Raw genomic sequence first — 15,985 nt, 5'->3', positions numbered from 1 at the left:
ATGGTAACTATTCGTCTGTCTCGCGGCGGTTCCAAAGCACGTCCGTTTTATCACCTGACTGTCACTAACAGCCGTAGCGCCCGTAATGGTCGTTTTATCGAGCGCGTGGGCTTCTTCAACCCCGTTGCCCGTGGTCAGGAAGAGCGTCTGCGTGTTAACACCGACCGTCTTGAGCACTGGATCGGTCAAGGCGCGCAAATGAGCGAGCGCGTAGCGCAATTGATCAAAGACAGCAAAAAGGCCGCCTAAGCAGCTTGCGCCCGATGAGTGCCGTTAAATCATTGGATTTGGTTAATATTGGGCGCATTACAGCGGTTTATGGCGTGAAAGGGTGGGTAAAGATCCACTCTTACACCGAAATTGCCGAGGATGTATTTGCCTATAACCCTTGGTGGCTAAAGACGGCGCATGGGGTGAAGCAGGTCGAAGTCGATGAGGCCAGGCCTCACGGCAAAGGCTTTGTAGCGCACATCAAAGGTATTGATGATCGCGATCAGGCAGCCTCGCTCACCAGTGTGGATATCGCCGTTAAGCGCGATCTTCTGCCGGACCTTGACGAAGGTGAGTATTACTGGAGTCAATTGGAAGGGCTGTCAGTCATCACAATATTTAATGGTGAAGCCCAGCGACTGGGGCGTGTAGCCAAATTGATGGAGACCGGCGCAAACGACGTTCTGGTCGTCGCACCGGATGATCAAAGCATTGATCAACGTGAACGATTGATCCCTTATGTGCCTGACCAATTTGTCCTTGCGATAGATCTGGCTGCGGGGGAAATGCGGGTAGATTGGGACCCGGAATTTTAGCAAGCGTGAGAAGAGGGTAGTTTGGTGCAACCAGAACAGCAACCTTCTACCTCAATCCCGGATGATCGCTCAACCGATCGGGTAGTGGCAGCGCCGCTGAAGATTGCGGTGATTACGCTCTTTCCGGAGATGTTTGACGCTATTACCCGTCACGGTATAACGGCGCGAGCGGTAAAGCAGGGGTTGGTTTCGATCAAGTGCTGGAATCCGCGCGAGTTTACCTCGGACCGTCACAGTACAGTGGATGACCGCCCTTACGGTGGCGGTCCCGGAATGGTAATGATGGTCCAGCCGTTGCGCGACGCCATCCTGGCTGCAAAACGTTGGGCTGGGGACGCGGCAAAAACGATCTATCTGTCGCCCCAGGGGCGGCCTCTGGATCAAAAGGGTGTCGTGGAATTATCCTATTACACCAACATGGTATTGATTGCCGGGCGTTATGAAGGGATCGATGAGCGCTTGATTCAGACGATGGTGGATGAGGAATGGTCCATCGGTGACTACGTGGTCAGCGGTGGTGAATTGCCAGCCATGGTATTGATTGACGCAGTGACCCGGTTAATCCCCGGTGCTTTGAATCACGCTCAATCCGCTGAACAGGATTCGTTTACCGATGGCTTGCTGGACTGTCCGCACTACACCCGTCCGGAAGTCTACGAAGATATGCGGGTGCCGGATGTATTGTTGTCTGGCAACCATGAACAGATTCGGCGCTGGCGCCTCAAACAGGCGCTGGGGCGAACCTGGCTTAAACGGCCAGATTTATTACAGGCAATAACATTAACCGAGGAGCAGCAGGCGCTGCTGACGGACTTTCGTCGAGACCTTGAAAACGACAAACTCTAGCTGTGAAGCTACAGACCCTCAGGAGCAAAGCAATGAGTAGTAAAAATCCCATTATCCAGGCGTTGGAAAACGAACAACTGAAAAAAGAAGTCACCGAATTTTCTCCCGGTGACACCGTTGTTGTTCAGGTAAAAGTTATCGAAGGTAACCGTGAGCGTTTGCAGGCATTTGAAGGTGTCGTTATTGCCAAGCGCAATCGCGGCCTGAACTCTGCCTTTACCGTGCGTAAGATCTCCCACGGTGTTGGTGTAGAGCGGACCTTCCAGACCCACAGTCCGCAAGTAGAGAGCGTGGCTCTGAAGCGTCGCGGTGATGTGCGTCAAGCCAAGTTGTATTACTTGCGCGACCTCACTGGTAAAGCTGCTCGTATTAAAGAGAAGCTGGTGTAATCCTTACTGGATATCGCCTGATAACGAAGAGGCCGGAGTGGGAAACTGCTTCGGCCTTTTCATTATGTGCCCAGGTTGAATTTATCCAGTTGTTGTTTGTCCTATCTGCTGGCAATAATAGGGCCGCTATCCCTCAGGCAGGGTTGTCACTGATTGATAAGGTCCCTGATGTTATCGAATGAAGATTCTTTATTACTTGAACGCTATCTCGACTCGATCTGGATGGAGAAAGGTTTAAGCCAGAATACGCTGGAATCCTATCGCGCGGATTTGACAGCTTTTGCGCAGTGGTTACATAAAAACGAAATACAGCTTCTGAAGGCTGATGCGCAAACCCTGTTACATTATCTGGCCTATCGCCATGAGCAAAAAATTTCCAGCCGCTCGACGGCCAGGTTTTTGTCCTGTGTGCGTGGTTTTTACCGTTTCCAGTTGCGTGAGGGTGCGATTGCAGAAAATCCCCTGGCGTTAGTGGAAAACCCCAAGTTACCCCGCGCCTTACCCAAATCCCTGACCGAGGCAGATGTAGAGAGTTTATTGGCCGCGCCGGTATTGGACGACCCGGTCGGACTGCGTGATCGCACCATGCTGGAAGTGTTATACGCCTGTGGTTTGCGGGTAACCGAACTGGTGAGTCTGCAGATGTCCCAGATCAATTTGCGCCAGAACGTAGTGAGAGTGATGGGCAAGGGTAGCAAGGAGAGGTTAATTCCGATGGGGGAAGAAGCGGCGGCCTGGTTGGTTCGCTATTTGCGTGAAGCGAGACCTGTGTTGTTGCATAATTGCCCGGATGAGATAGTCTTCCCCAGTACGCGTGCACAGCCGATGACTCGCCAGACTTTCTGGCATCGCATCAAGTATTGGGCACAGGTGGCGGGCATTGATAAACCCTTGTCGCCACACACGTTGCGCCATGCCTTCGCCACCCATCTGTTGAATCACGGAGCAGATTTGCGGGTGGTGCAGCTGTTGTTGGGGCATAGTGATTTGTCGACGACCCAGATATACACCCATGTGGCGCGCACCCGGATGAAAGCTCAGCACGCCGAGCATCATCCTCGGGGTTAACAATAAACAAGACGTTACAATTGGCAAACTTTATATTTTTTAGCCGCAATTAGGACATGATTATGATTAGAAAAACGATTATCGGCCTGTTAAGCGCAGGGGCTTTGTTGTCTGTCCCGGTGTTGTCCATGGCTGAAGAGGCCGGTGATGCTGGTATGCTTTCACGTAAATCGCCTGAAAAAATTATCAGTGAGCGTTTAAAACAGGCGCGCCCCGAGATTCAATTTGGTGAGCCCCGGCCGGCACCTGTTAAAGGCTTGTATCAAGTGCAGGTGACGGGTGGTCCCACACTGTACGTTACCCCTGAAGGTGACAAATTTATTGCCGGCGAAATCTTTTCTATCGATGCAAACGGCTTTTCTCGTTTTGAAGATCCCTATGTGGTGGAAGAGCGTAAGCGTTTGCTGGCCAAGATTGATCCGAAAGATACCATCATCTTCAAACCCAAACAGAAGACCAAGGCAGTGGTCTATGTCTTCACCGACATCGATTGCGGTTACTGTCGGCTGCTGCACAAGCAAATCCATGCCTATGAAGACCAAGGGCAGAAGAAGCCCGGTTACAATGACCTGGGAATAGAGATCCGCTACCTGGCTTATCCACGTGCCGGTATTCCCAGCGCATCGGCAGATAAGCTGATTACCGCCTGGTGCTCCAAAGACCAGCAGGGTGTGCTGACTGCATTGAAGAATGATCAGCAAGTGCCGCCGGCGAAATGTGACAAAAACCCCGTGGCAGCGGATTTCAAACTGGGTGGCGAGATCGGTGTCAACGGTACCCCCGCAGTATGGTTTCCTGACGGTCGGCTGATGCCCGGTTATATGCCGCCGGAACAAATGGCTCAGGCTCTGGGTATTTAATTAATCCCGCTTTGCATGCTTCTCCCGCTTTGCTACCAGGCGAAGCGGGAGATTTCCATTGGCTGATTGACACTCTCGATACAGCTCAGTAAGGTTGCCGTCTTTTGCTCAGTTGAGCGCATTTCTGTTCAATTTCTATTCGCAGGGGACACCATCTTGAAACCGGTCAAAATAGGTATCTGCGGTCTTGGGACCGTAGGCAGTGGCACCGTTAATGTATTGACGCGCAATGGGCGCGTTATTAATGCCAGAGCCGGTTGTGATATTACGATTACCCAGATTGCCGCCCGCCGTGATAACCCTAATTGCGATACCGCTTCGTTTAATGTCACCCGTGATATCTTCGCGGTAGCGGATAATCCCGAAATTGATATTCTGGTTGAGCTGATCGGTGGCACTACCGTGGCGAAGGATCTGGTGCTGCGTGCGATTGCTAACGGCAAGCACGTTATTACTGCAAATAAAGCGCTGATTGCCCATCACGGCAATGAAATCTTCGCCGCTGCCAATGCCAAGGGTGTCACCGTTGCATTTGAAGCCGCCGTGGCCGGTGGTATTCCGATTATTAAAGCGATCCGTGAAGGCTTGTCGGCAAATAAAATCGAATGGCTGGCAGGTATCATCAACGGAACCGGCAACTTTATCCTCACAGAGATGCGTGACAAAGGCCGCGCCTTTGAAGATGTATTAAAAGAAGCCCAGGCGCTGGGTTATGCAGAAGCCGACCCTACATTTGACGTCGAGGGGATTGATGCGGCCCATAAACTGGTGATTCTCGCTTCGCTGGCGTTTGGCATTCCCTTGCAATTCGATAAAGTCTTTACCGAAGGTATTACTCGCGTGTCCCCACAGGATGTGACCTATGCAGAAGAGCTGGGATATCGCATCAAACATTTGGGTATTGCGCGCCGCAGCCCCAACGGAATTGAGTTGCGTGTTCACCCGACGTTAATTCCTGAGAAGCGTTTAATTGCCAACGTCGATGGTGTGATGAATGCGATTGTCGTCAAGGGTGATGCTGTTGGCCCGACGCTTTATTACGGCGCGGGTGCGGGTGCGGAGCCTACCGCCTCGTCCGTGATTGCCGATATCGTGGATGTAGCAAGAACCTTGACTGCAGATCCTGAACACCGCGTTCCTTACCTCGGTTTCCAACAGGAAAATCTGCGCGATAAAGCCATACTGCCTATTGAAGAGGTGGAAACGGCTTACTACTTGCGAATGCAGGCACTTGATAAGCCGGGTGTGCTATCAAAAGTGGCGCAAATCCTCAGTGACTCCGGCATCAGTATCGAGGCGTTAATTCAAAAAGAAGCCAAAGATGACGAGGAGACTGTACCCCTGATCTTATTGACCAATCGCGCACTCGAAAAACATATAGTGGCAGCGATCACCACGATTGAAACCCTGGATTCAATCACCGCGCCGGTCACGCGCATCCGTATGGAATCCTTAAAATAATTTATCAATTTTTTAGCACAGGTTATTAGCGTGAAATATATCAGTACTCGCGGTCAGGCACCGGCACTGACATTTGAAGAAGTGGTTCTTACCGGCCTGGCGCCGGATGGCGGCCTCTATGTTCCGGAGAGCCTGCCGACATTTTCTGCTGAGGAAATTGCCTCTTGGGCTGGTTTGTCTTACCAGGAGCTGGCGTTCAAGGTCATCAACCCGTTCGTGGCAGGTGCCTTGTCAGATGATGAGCTGAAACACATCATTGCATCGTCATATGACGTCTTCCGTCATGATGCCATCGCACCCTTGGTGCAAACCGGTCACAACGAGTGGGTGTTGGAGTTATTCCAGGGCCCAACGCTGGCATTCAAAGATTTTGCGCTGCAATTCCTTGGTCATTTGTTAGATCATTTGCTGAAAAAGCGTAACCAGAAAGTAGTCGTGATGGGCGCGACATCCGGTGATACCGGGTCTGCGGCAATTGAAGGCTGTCGGCGTTGCGATAACATCGACATCTTTATCCTGCATCCGCACAATCGCGTGTCCAATGTGCAGCGTCGGCAGATGACCACTGTGTTGGAAGCCAACGTTCATAATATCGCCCTCGAAGGAAATTTTGATGATTGCCAGAACATGGTGAAAGCCAGTTTCGGTAACCAGTCGTTCCTGCCTGAAGGTCGCCAACTCGTTGCGGTTAATTCCATTAATTGGGCGCGGATCATGGCCCAGATCGTTTATTATTTTTACGCCGCCATCGCTTTGGGTGCGCCGCACCGCCCGGTGTCTTTCTCCGTACCGACCGGAAATTTCGGTGATATCTTTGCCGGTTATCTTGCCAAGCGTATGGGTTTACCGATCGACCAGTTAGTAATTGCGACGAACAGCAATGATATCTTGCACCGTTGTATCAGCAGCAATGATCACAGCAAACACCAGTTGGAACATACCTTGTCGCCCAGTATGGACATCATGGTATCAAGCAACTTTGAGCGCATGCTGTTTGATTTGTACGACCGCGACGGCAATGCCATTCGCCAATTGATGGATAATTTTAAATCCGGTGAAATGACGCTGAGCGAAACGGCTCTGGGGCGTGCACGTGAGTTGTTCAGCAGTTACCGCGTAGACGATGATACAACCATCAAGGTGATCAGCGAGGTGTTCGATCACTGCGAATACTTGTTGGACCCACACACGGCTATCGGTGTTGAAGCCGCGCGACAAACACGTCGCCGCCAGGATATTCCGATGATTTGCCTGGCTACGGCACACCCGGCCAAATTCCCGGAAGCCGTCCGCAAGGCCGGGCAGGCCGCCGATCCCCATTTGCCGCATCACATGGCTGATCTGTTTGAGCGCGAAGAGCGTTATACCGTATTGCCACAAGACCTGGAAAAAGTGCAGCAATTTATGGCTGAAAATTTGCGTCGCTGATCCCTCTTGCAACGCAACCCGTGAACGCTGCTTTGGGCCACTGAAGCAGCGTTTTGTTTTTATTGTTATCGAAAATTGTTAGCGGATTTTTTTCATGCAAAAAGTGATTCGTCGTCGCGACGCTATCGTATCACCTACATTTAACAGTCAACTGCCTGGATTGCTGCAGCGGGTTTATGGTGCGCGGGGTGTTAAGCAGGATGAAGAATTACAACACCATTTAACGTTGCTGCAAAAGCCCACCTTTAAAGGTTTGCCGGAAGCCGTTAATTTGCTGGCCGATGCGGTGGTGGCTCAAGCCAGAATTATGATTGTGGGCGATTTCGACGCAGATGGTGCAACCAGTTGCGCCCTTGCGGTATTGGCATTGCGCGCGATGGGATTATCCTCGGTGGATTTTCTCGTACCCAATCGATTTGAATATGGTTATGGCCTGACTCCCGAAATCGTCGCTGTTGCTGCTGCGCAACAGCCTGATTTGATCATCACAGTGGATAATGGCATCTCCAGTATTGAAGGTGTTCAGGCGGCGCGGGAACTGGGCATTGCGGTTATTGTGACAGATCACCACTTGCCTGGTAGCGAGTTGCCCGACGCCGATGCAATCGTTAATCCCAACCAACCAGGCTGCCCGTTTCCCAGTAAAAATCTTGCCGGTGTCGGCGTGATTTTTTATGTGATGAATGCATTGCGCGCTGAACTACGCCAGCTCGGCTGGTTTGCGGAGAGTGGTATTCCAGAGCCGAACATGGCCAGCTTTCTGGATCTGGTTGCTTTGGGTACGGTTGCCGATGTGGTGCCCCTGGATCACAACAATCGCATCCTTGTTGCGCAAGGGTTACAGCGCATGCGCGCCGGCGTTGCGCGTCCCGGTATCCTGGCTCTATTGGACGTTGCCGGAAGAACGCCGCAAAAACTGGTGGCGAGCGATCTCGGATTTATTGTCGGTCCGCGTTTGAATGCGGCGGGGCGGCTGGACGATATGTCACTGGGCATTCAATGTCTATTGTGCGAAAGTCCATCCCTGGCTCGCGAAATGGCGGTAGCCCTGGATGAGCTGAACCGCGACCGAAAAGCCATTGAAAGTGGCATGCAGCAGGAAGCATTGCAAATGCTGCAAAACGTATTGGTTGAGGATTCCGATTCGCTTCCCTGGGGGGTGTGTTTGTTTGATGAGCATTGGCACCAGGGTGTTATTGGTATCCTCGCGTCGCGCATCAAGGATCGATACCACCGTCCGGTGATCGTGTTTGCTGATGCTGGTGACGGCCAAATCAAGGGCTCGGCGCGTTCCATTCCCGGTTTACATATTCGGGATGCCCTGGACGCCGTTGCAGCGCGGCACCCCGCGTTGTTAAAAAAATTTGGTGGTCACGCAATGGCGGCGGGCATGAGTCTGGCGCGGACAGATTTAGCAGCCTTTGCCCAGGCGTTTGATGAAGAAGTGCGTCGGCAGTTAACAGAGGATGATCTTAAGGCCGTTCTGGTGAGCGACGGTGAATTATCACCGGAGGATTTCACTCTGGTTATTGCAGCGCAGTTGCGCGAAGCCGGGCCGTGGGGGCAACACTTTCCTGAGCCGTTATTCGATGGTGAATTTTATTTGTTGCAGCAGCGCATTGTGGGCGAAAAACATTTAAAGATGGTGCTATCTCACGATGCCGAGGGAAAACAACTGCTGGATGCCATCGCGTTTAATGTTGACGTGGAGCGCTGGCCCAACGCGCGGGCCAATCGCGTGCGACTGGCCTATCGACTGGATATTAATGAATTTCGCGGTAAGCAAAGTGTGCAGTTGATGGTGGAGTATCTGGAGGCTTTCTAGTTTTCTTTCTTCAGCAGAGGTTCAAGACCCACCCACACATTATCGAGCATGACCGATTGTGCTTCTGCCGTTGGGTGAATACCGTCGCGTTGCATCAGATCACGGTTAATGGCGATACCCTCAAGGAAAAAAGGTACGTAGGCGAGTTCATATTGTTTGGCGAGCTGCGTATAAACCTGGTGAAAGCGTTCGGTATAGCGTTGGCCGTAATTAGGTGGTATCTGCATGCCCAGGAGCAAAACCTCAGCGCCCGCGTTCTGGCTTTGCTGAATGATAGATTCCAGTTGCTGCTGCATGATATTCAGCGGGTGACCGCGCAATCCGTCGTTACCTCCCAATTCCAGGATCAGCAGCGCGGGCTGGTGTTCTTTCAAGAGTGCGGGTAAACGTGCAAGCCCGCCGCCGCTGGTTTCGCCACTGACGCTGGCATTGATAACCTGGTACGCATAATCATCTGCCAAGCGTTCAGCCAGCAGGCTTACCCAACTTTCTTCCAATTCAATGCCATAACCTGCACTCAAGCTGTCGCCCAATACGAGTATGCGAGCTCTTTCATCGGCAAATAACAAGGGACTGAATGCCAGCAACATGACCAGCGCCAGCGAACGAAATGGATTTGCAACGAACATAAGTAATCCCTGCATTAATCAAATTTTAAAGTGTGCAATTGATGATATTGATGATGACATAGAATACCGTAAAGAATTGTCAACTGTTTTGACTCTACTGAGTTTACTTAAGACTATTCTTTGTAGTGCACCTATTTTTCGCCTTAAGGACATAACTTATGACACCAGCCGTTATGGTTGAAGCAAAATCCATTGATAAGACCGTCACAACCTTTGAAGGTGCCTTGACGATTCTAAATCACATTTCACTTAAGGTAACGGCGGGTGAGAGCGTAGCGATTGTTGGTGCATCCGGTTCTGGCAAGTCGACATTGCTCGGTATACTCGCGGGTCTCGATTTGCCCACCAGCGGCGAGGTCATCTTGAACGGCCATATACTCACCGCCCTCGATGAAGAGGGCAGGGCAAAAGTGCGTGCGGAAAATATTGGTTTTATCTTCCAATCGTTTCAATTACTGCCGGGCTTAACGGCGGTTGAAAATGTCATTCTTCCGTTGGAATTGCACGGTGTAAAACAGGCGCGTTCGCTCGCCGTGGATTTTTTAAAGCGAGTAGGGCTTGGAGAACGATTGCATCATTATCCGCAACAGCTTTCTGGTGGGGAACAACAACGTGTAGCCATTGCTCGCGCATTTGCCAGCCAACCGCGGATTTTATTTGCCGATGAACCAACGGGTAATCTGGATAGTACGACCGGTGCACGCATCATTGATTTGTTGTTTGAATTAAATCGCGAACAGGGAACCACCTTGATTTTAATTACCCATGAAGATCGTCTTGCCGCGCGTTGTCAACGGCGGATTGAATTGGCATCAGGCGAAATTGTAACTGCCGAATAAATGAAAGGATAACGACTTATGTTGGCATTACGATTATTGTGGCGGAACTGGCGTAGCGGAGAGGTCAAGCTATTGGCTGCAGCGTTGATGCTGGCTGTGGCGGTCGTCAGTGGTATTGCAATCTTTACTGATCGCCTTGAGCGCACGCTGGTACAAGAGAGCAATATGTTGCTGGGCGCGGATTTAATTGTGCGCGGCTCCCAGCCTCATAACCCTGAGTGGTCTGCCTTGGCCGCCGAAGAGGGCATAGAACAAACAACCGCCGTATTATTTTCATCCATGGTTTACGCTGGCGATCACATGCATCTCGCCTCCGTAAAAGCGGTGACCGACGGCTATCCCTTGCGCGGTCAACTCGATATCAGCCGCATTCCTTTCGCCAGTCAGGCGGAACAAATTGAAACGGCAACAGGTATTCCCGCCTCTGGAGAGGTCTGGGTTGATTCGCGTTTGCTGCCGTTATTGCACATTGAACTGGGCGACTCCCTGGCGGTGGGTGAATATGATTTGACAGTAACCCAGGTCATCATTCGCGAGCCGGACAGCGCGAGTCCTTTCAGCTTTATGGGGGCACGAGTGCTGATGAACATGGCTGATCTCGAACGGACGCAGGTGGTCCAACCGGGTAGTCGTGTGCAGTACCAATGGTTGCTAGCTGCCAACAATAATGCGCTGGAATCGTTTGCCGAATGGCTCGAACCACAACTGAGCAAACACGAACGCCTGGTGGATGTGGAATCCGGCCAGCGCGGTCTTGGTCGTACCCTGGAAACTGGCAGGAGCTTCTTGTTGTTGGCTGCGGTAATCGGTGTTTTATTGGCTGGCGTTGCTATTGCACTGGCCGCGCGACAATTTTCTTCGCGTCACGTTGACCAGGTTGCGCTTATGAAAAGTTTTGGTGTTAGCGCGCAACGGATTCGTCAATTATATTTGGTGCAACTGTCCTTATTGGCAGTGGCGGCATCAGTGGCCGGATTGTTAATTGGTGAAGTCATCCAACGCGTCGTTGCAGAAAGTTTACAGCAGGTATATCAGGTTACTCTGGGCGCGGCCAGTATTTATCCTTATGCGATAAGTTTTGCTAGCGGGCTTATTTGTTTGATCTTTTTTGCATTACCTTCGTTGTGGTTTTTGCCCGGTGTGCCGCCGTTAAAAATATTGCGGCGGGAATTGGGCGTAAACGCCACACACTTATGGGTTCAGATCGGGTTGGCTTTTTTAGCCGTACTGCTGTTGATTGTGCTGTTCAGTCAGGATTTGACCTTGGCGGTAAGCGTGATTGGCGCGCTGTCTGGTGTGTTAGTGATCACTGCCGGATTAGCCTTGGGTTTACTGAAACTCAGTCGCCATATTGCGACCAATTCTGGCAGCGTCTGGCGTTTGGCCCTGGCGAATCTTCAGCGTCGTCGTGAACAAACGCTGGTGCAAATTGTGGTTTTTGCTACCGCGATCATGTTATTGCTGACCTTGACCATTGTACGCACCTCGTTGATCGACGAATGGCAATTACAATTGCCCGAAGATGCCCCCAACCATTTCCTGGTGAACATTCCTCCCCATGACGTTGAAGCTGTGCAGCAAATGCTGGATGAAAAGCAGCTTGAGCGGGAGCAGCTTTATCCCATGGTGCGCGGTCGGCTGACGGGGATTAACGGCAGCGAGCCAACGGAAGAACAACGCTCCGCCAACGGTGTATTTAATCGCGAAGCCAACTTGACCTGGACGGATACACTGGCAGAAGACAACCGCATCGTCGCAGGCAAATGGTGGGATAGCTGGCAGCGCAGCGAAGAGGGTGTGCCGGGCGTATCCGTTGAGATAGAACTGGCGGAAGAGGCGGGTTTGTCTATTGGTGACAAGCTGACGTTTTCCCTCGGCGGATTGATTCTGGAGGCACAAATTGCCAGTTTCCGCAGTCTGGACTGGCGCTCAATGAAACCGAATTTCTTTTTTATCTTTGAACCCGGTGCGCTGGATAACTATTCGCCGACCTATATCACCAGCCTCTATTTACCTGTTGAACAAAAATCCTTTATCAATGACTTATTGCGTCGTTACCCGACCATGCTGGTGATCGAACTGGATCGTATTATCGATCAAATCAGGACCATCGTGACGCAAGTCAGCAATGGTGTGTTACTGGTGTTGTGGTTGACGCTGGCGGGCGGATGCCTGGTGTTGATCGCCGCCGTGACCAGCAGCATTGATAGTCGCAAACAGGAATCCGGTTTGCTACGGGCCTTAGGCAGTCCGCGACGCCTGATGATCGGCAGCGTGTGGGCGGAGTTCTCTGTACTTGGCCTGTTATCCGGGATTATTGCGGTGATCGGTGCGGAAATTTTATTAATCAGCTTGCAGTATTGGGTGCTCGAAACTCCCATTCGTCCGCATTATATTTTCTGGCTTGTCGGCCCGCTCGCCGGCGCACTGTTTGTTGGTGCGCTCGGCGCGCTAAGCTGCCGCTCCGTTGTAAATACACCGCCAGCGGTTGTGTTGCGTGAAGCCGGTTAGATTCTTTTCGCGATTCTGCTAAGCTAATGAAGCCCGGCTCATCTGCCGGGCTTTTTCGTTGTATTTTCTCTCCCAGAGGTATCCATGCGTAACGAGCCCAAAAGTCGCGTGCTCGACAAAGGCTTATGGGGAATGAGCGCCCCGATGTTGATTGATCAGGCCGTTATCTACACCATTCCCTTGCTCGACATGTTTTTTCTCAGTCGCATCTCCGACAGTGCGGCGGCCGCCGTCGGTGCGATTACACCGATGATCTTTGTGGCGAACGCGCTGTTGTTCATTACCGCCTTTGCCGGTGCCAGTATTGCGAGTCAGCGTATCGGTGGTGGCGATTATCAAACGGCTAACGCCACCATCGTTGTCTACGCCCTCGTGGTAGTGGTATTGGGTTTGGTCGCCGCCCAGGCGTTGATCCACGGTGGTCCCTGGGTGGTTTCCGTCATGCCCTTAACCGATGAAGTGGAACGCCACGCCGCAAGCTATCTGGGCATCATAGGCTGGATGGTCGCACTCTGGGGTTGTCGCACTATCTACCAGACGATCTTTAATATCTATGGCGAGCCAAAATGGAACTCGGCCAGTAACATCATTTTTTTCTTTTGTAACCTGCTCGGAAATTACATTGCAATCTATGGCATGTGGTTTATTCCACCCACCGGTGTAGTTGGTGTTGCCTGGGCCAGTGTGATCTCTGCGCTGATTACGTTTATCTTCGTGATGAGCGTTGCGCACTTCCGTCTGAATATTCGTTTACCGGTTGCCTATGCGTTGCAGCATTTCCAACAATTAATAAAGCCTATCCTGCGCATCGCCGCCCCTTCGATTCTGGAGCCTATGTCATTCCAGGGCAATATGATGGTGCTCAATTGGATCGCTGCCAACGTCAGCGTATTGGCACTGACGCTCAAGGTATATACCTACAATACTTTTCTGTTTTGTTTGATGATCTCGATTGCATTAAGCATGGCAATGGAAGCCATTATTGCGCAGCGCATCGGGCGCAAAGAGTTTGACATTGCCGACCTGCAGCTGCGCAAAAGTTTAAAAATTTCCCTGTGGGGTACCGGTTTGCTGGCGTTATTCTGGTGGGTCTTTAACCAGCAGGTACTGGGAATATTTACGGAAGACCCCGAGGTTATTGCCGTCGGTGCGTGGGCATTTTTCCTGGCGTTTTTGTCAGAACCGGGCCGGACAGTCAATATCGTTATCGGCAGCGCATTGCGTTCTACCGGAGATGCAACCTTTACATCATTATCGAGTATTTCGGTTATCTGGTTATTCTCTGTACCCTTGGCTTACCTTTTAGCCATCACTTTTGATATGGGATTGTATGGCCTGTTAATCGCCGCCATTGTTGATGAAACCCTGCGTGCCTGGATTAAATGGTGGCGATGGAAGCAGCGTAAATGGGAGCATTATGGGGTAGCGGTGTGGGAAGCCAGGCAACGAGCCAAGAGGGATTCAATTTGATTGAATCCCTATGAAAGTAAATTATCTACTGCAAGGCTAATACGATAATCCATGGTAACGTGGAGAGAGCGATTAATGGTGTTCCCAGTGCAAAAAATTTGGTTAAACGGAAGCCAGGCTCGCTCCAAACTTTAGTGGAGAAGTACAGGATAGGGAGGATTACCGGATAGATATAGCGGAAGTCGGTATTGCATGAAAGCGGCACCTTAATCCGGTAGGCAAGCAATAATAAAAACGGAAGAATTAATGCTGCCAACCAGGGAATACTTTTGTATAAGCCGATTCGTCTTGATTTTAAATCCATGACAGTGCCTTTTTGTACCGCGTAAAACATTACGCCAACCAAGGCCATCAATAGAAAGATACCATTCAAAACGCCCCACAGATTTAAAGCATTTCCCTGAAAACTAAATTCAGATGTTAATGACGATCTCCAGACAAAATTCCAGAAATACTGCCGGCCAAACTTATCGTCCCAAGAGCTGATAAAAGGGTGTTGCAAAAAGGTAGCGAGATCGAAAATCAAATAGTTAGCGGGCTCGTTGCCAACCTTCAATCCTGCATGGATAGTGTCACTCACGTTGGAAAGTAGCCAATCGTTGGAGGTGCCGTCGAGATAATGCCAAATATTGTCCCCAAGGTTGAGAATAACGGTGAGGGAAAAGGTTGCAGCAAGCAAGAAAAATGTTCGGCGAATTTTCCCGATTTGATCGGCACGAGTTCTTCTGTGCGTCCATAAGCGATAAGCCTCAACAATAAACAATACGCCTATAATTCCCCACGCTGCTAGTGCGTTGGATTTTGTCAATAATGCCATGCTAGCCCACAGGCTTGCGTATAAGAGAAAATGATTTCTGCGTGAGCGCCACCAACGAATAGTATAAAAGAAGGCGAGCGCATAGAATGCATACAGAGGGATATCATTACCAATGCGTATACTATGAATAACGCCCGCAGGCCATAGACAAATCGCTGCGCTAGCTATCAGTAGCGCAACTCCTTTTTTGGGTATTGAGATTCTGATGGTTGCCAACGATGCCATCAAGAAAACAGCCCAGAACCATACGGCTACCAATTGGCCCCATGAATCACTATTTATCTTTGAGCCAATTAGCAGTGTTTTACTTAAGGCTGCAATCGTGTAGTACAGTGGCGGCTGGTGGTATTCCCAACCTTCTCCCGGTGGTGGTGTCGTCCGATGGTTTATTAGATACTCGATGTAATCCCGATGTCCTCCGCCTTCGTATACATCGAAGGTGCGGGTGGCAGGCCCGGTATTGGAGAGATATATCAAACAGATAATCAAACCGAGAGCTAAACAAATATATTGGGATTTTGATAATTTTAAATGACGAGAAATCCCGTAAATCAGTATCAGTAGAGCCAGGAAAATTAACGCAGCTGCTTTGTAAGTAACAGTACTTTCCGGGCGTATATCCAAGCCAGCCGGATTACTGTTATTGACAAGTATTAGCTCAATCTGGTTCTCCTCCAAAGCTTTCAGGTCATATAACTCAATTTTTATCCCTTTTGAATAATCACGTAGTTCCGATTTAGAATAATCTGTTAATGATACCGGTTGGCCATTAACACTAATCGAGAGTAATTCATCATCGGGAATAATGCGCATGGTTTTAGAAGCCCATTTGGCCATACGAACGTTCATTGTTACGCGATAATTGCCGATGATATTTTGCTTTAATGGCAGGGCTTTGATCTGCCGGGTCTGATCATTCACAGTTAATTCTATGTCAGTGATAGACATATTTTGTTGAAGGGCTATCTGCATGAGCAAAAACAAACTAAAAATAGCCAAACACATAGTTACCAGGAATTTTCTAACGGTAATCATT

At 50.4% G+C, this 15,985-nt stretch carries 14 protein-coding genes; 12 read left to right on the top strand and 2 right to left on the bottom strand.

The window, feature by feature from the left end:
- From rpsP to recJ, 9 genes are all read left to right on the top strand, one after another.
- Entirely contained in the window at positions 1-249 is a 249-nt protein-coding gene (gene rpsP / locus ACSV5M_RS07060; protein WP_439174967.1) for a 30S ribosomal protein S16, read from the top strand.
- A gap of 14 nt (positions 250-263) precedes the next feature.
- A complete protein-coding gene (gene rimM / locus ACSV5M_RS07055) occupies positions 264-806 on the top strand; it encodes a ribosome maturation factor RimM (RefSeq protein ID WP_439174966.1) in 543 nt (180 codons plus the stop codon).
- Positions 807-935: 129 nt separating this feature from the next.
- Positions 936-1,652, top strand: coding sequence for a tRNA (guanosine(37)-N1)-methyltransferase TrmD (gene trmD, locus ACSV5M_RS07050; protein WP_439175244.1), 717 nt, complete (start codon positions 936-938; stop codon positions 1,650-1,652).
- Between the two features lie 32 nt (positions 1,653-1,684).
- Positions 1,685-2,041 (top strand): 50S ribosomal protein L19, encoded by a 357-nt coding sequence (gene rplS / locus ACSV5M_RS07045; protein WP_087466009.1) that lies wholly within the window; start codon positions 1,685-1,687, stop codon positions 2,039-2,041.
- A 168-nt stretch (positions 2,042-2,209) separates the two neighbouring features.
- Entirely contained in the window at positions 2,210-3,109 is a 900-nt protein-coding gene (gene xerD / locus ACSV5M_RS07040; RefSeq protein ID WP_439174965.1) for a site-specific tyrosine recombinase XerD, read from the top strand.
- A gap of 62 nt (positions 3,110-3,171) precedes the next feature.
- Complete coding sequence (locus ACSV5M_RS07035; protein WP_439174962.1) at positions 3,172-3,969, top strand: DsbC family protein; 798 nt, start codon at positions 3,172-3,174, stop codon at positions 3,967-3,969.
- A 156-nt stretch (positions 3,970-4,125) separates the two neighbouring features.
- The gene (locus tag ACSV5M_RS07030) at positions 4,126-5,430 is read left to right on the top strand and encodes a homoserine dehydrogenase (RefSeq protein ID WP_439174961.1); all 1,305 of its coding nucleotides are present in this window, start codon (positions 4,126-4,128) and stop codon (positions 5,428-5,430) included.
- 30 nt (positions 5,431-5,460) lie between these two features.
- A complete protein-coding gene (gene thrC, locus ACSV5M_RS07025; protein ID WP_439174959.1) occupies positions 5,461-6,858 on the top strand; it encodes a threonine synthase in 1,398 nt (465 codons plus the stop codon).
- A gap of 94 nt (positions 6,859-6,952) precedes the next feature.
- Positions 6,953-8,683, top strand: coding sequence for a single-stranded-DNA-specific exonuclease RecJ (gene recJ / locus ACSV5M_RS07020; RefSeq protein ID WP_439174958.1), 1,731 nt, complete (start codon positions 6,953-6,955; stop codon positions 8,681-8,683).
- On the opposite strand, the gene ACSV5M_RS07015 is transcribed toward recJ, so the two are convergent.
- The gene (locus ACSV5M_RS07015) at positions 8,680-9,312 is read right to left on the bottom strand and encodes an arylesterase (protein ID WP_439174957.1); all 633 of its coding nucleotides are present in this window, start codon (positions 9,310-9,312) and stop codon (positions 8,680-8,682) included. The two genes, recJ and ACSV5M_RS07015, sit on opposite strands and share 4 nt — an antisense overlap.
- Positions 9,313-9,470: 158 nt before the next feature.
- Between ACSV5M_RS07015 and ACSV5M_RS07010 the strand changes: the two genes are divergently transcribed.
- From ACSV5M_RS07010 to ACSV5M_RS07000, 3 genes are all read left to right on the top strand, one after another.
- Positions 9,471-10,151, top strand: coding sequence for an ABC transporter ATP-binding protein (locus ACSV5M_RS07010; protein WP_439174956.1), 681 nt, complete (start codon positions 9,471-9,473; stop codon positions 10,149-10,151).
- 18 nt (positions 10,152-10,169) lie between these two features.
- Positions 10,170-12,662, top strand: coding sequence for an ABC transporter permease (locus ACSV5M_RS07005; RefSeq protein ID WP_439174955.1), 2,493 nt, complete (start codon positions 10,170-10,172; stop codon positions 12,660-12,662).
- Between the two features lie 84 nt (positions 12,663-12,746).
- Positions 12,747-14,132 (top strand): MATE family efflux transporter, encoded by a 1,386-nt coding sequence (locus ACSV5M_RS07000; protein ID WP_439174954.1) that lies wholly within the window; start codon positions 12,747-12,749, stop codon positions 14,130-14,132.
- Between the two features lie 25 nt (positions 14,133-14,157).
- Here the strand turns inward: ACSV5M_RS07000 and ACSV5M_RS06995 are convergent, their stop codons facing one another.
- Positions 14,158-15,984, bottom strand: coding sequence for an ArnT family glycosyltransferase (locus ACSV5M_RS06995; protein ID WP_439174953.1), 1,827 nt, complete (start codon positions 15,982-15,984; stop codon positions 14,158-14,160).
- Position 15,985 lies beyond the last annotated feature (1 nt).

It is taken from the genome of Cellvibrio sp. ARAG 10.3, from assembly GCF_051846955.1.
Taxonomy (GTDB): Bacteria; Pseudomonadota; Gammaproteobacteria; order Pseudomonadales; family Cellvibrionaceae; genus Cellvibrio.
Note: the sequence above shows the minus strand (reverse complement) of the source record. Positions and strands in the feature narration are given on the sequence as shown.

Coding starts and splice junctions, on each gene's coding strand:
- rpsP (WP_439174967.1), top strand. CDS start 1: ATGGTAACTATTCGTCTGTCTCGCGGCGGTTCCAAAGCACGTCCGTTT.
- rimM (WP_439174966.1), top strand. CDS start 264: ATGAGTGCCGTTAAATCATTGGATTTGGTTAATATTGGGCGCATTACA.
- trmD (WP_439175244.1), top strand. CDS start 936: ATGTTTGACGCTATTACCCGTCACGGTATAACGGCGCGAGCGGTAAAG.
- rplS (WP_087466009.1), top strand. CDS start 1,685: ATGAGTAGTAAAAATCCCATTATCCAGGCGTTGGAAAACGAACAACTG.
- xerD (WP_439174965.1), top strand. CDS start 2,210: ATGTTATCGAATGAAGATTCTTTATTACTTGAACGCTATCTCGACTCG.
- ACSV5M_RS07035 (WP_439174962.1), top strand. CDS start 3,172: ATGATTAGAAAAACGATTATCGGCCTGTTAAGCGCAGGGGCTTTGTTG.
- recJ (WP_439174958.1), top strand. CDS start 6,953: ATGCAAAAAGTGATTCGTCGTCGCGACGCTATCGTATCACCTACATTT.
- ACSV5M_RS07015 (WP_439174957.1), bottom strand. CDS start 9,312: ATGTTCGTTGCAAATCCATTTCGTTCGCTGGCGCTGGTCATGTTGCTG.
- ACSV5M_RS07010 (WP_439174956.1), top strand. CDS start 9,471: ATGACACCAGCCGTTATGGTTGAAGCAAAATCCATTGATAAGACCGTC.
- ACSV5M_RS07005 (WP_439174955.1), top strand. CDS start 10,170: ATGTTGGCATTACGATTATTGTGGCGGAACTGGCGTAGCGGAGAGGTC.
- ACSV5M_RS07000 (WP_439174954.1), top strand. CDS start 12,747: ATGCGTAACGAGCCCAAAAGTCGCGTGCTCGACAAAGGCTTATGGGGA.
- ACSV5M_RS06995 (WP_439174953.1), bottom strand. CDS start 15,984: ATGATTACCGTTAGAAAATTCCTGGTAACTATGTGTTTGGCTATTTTT.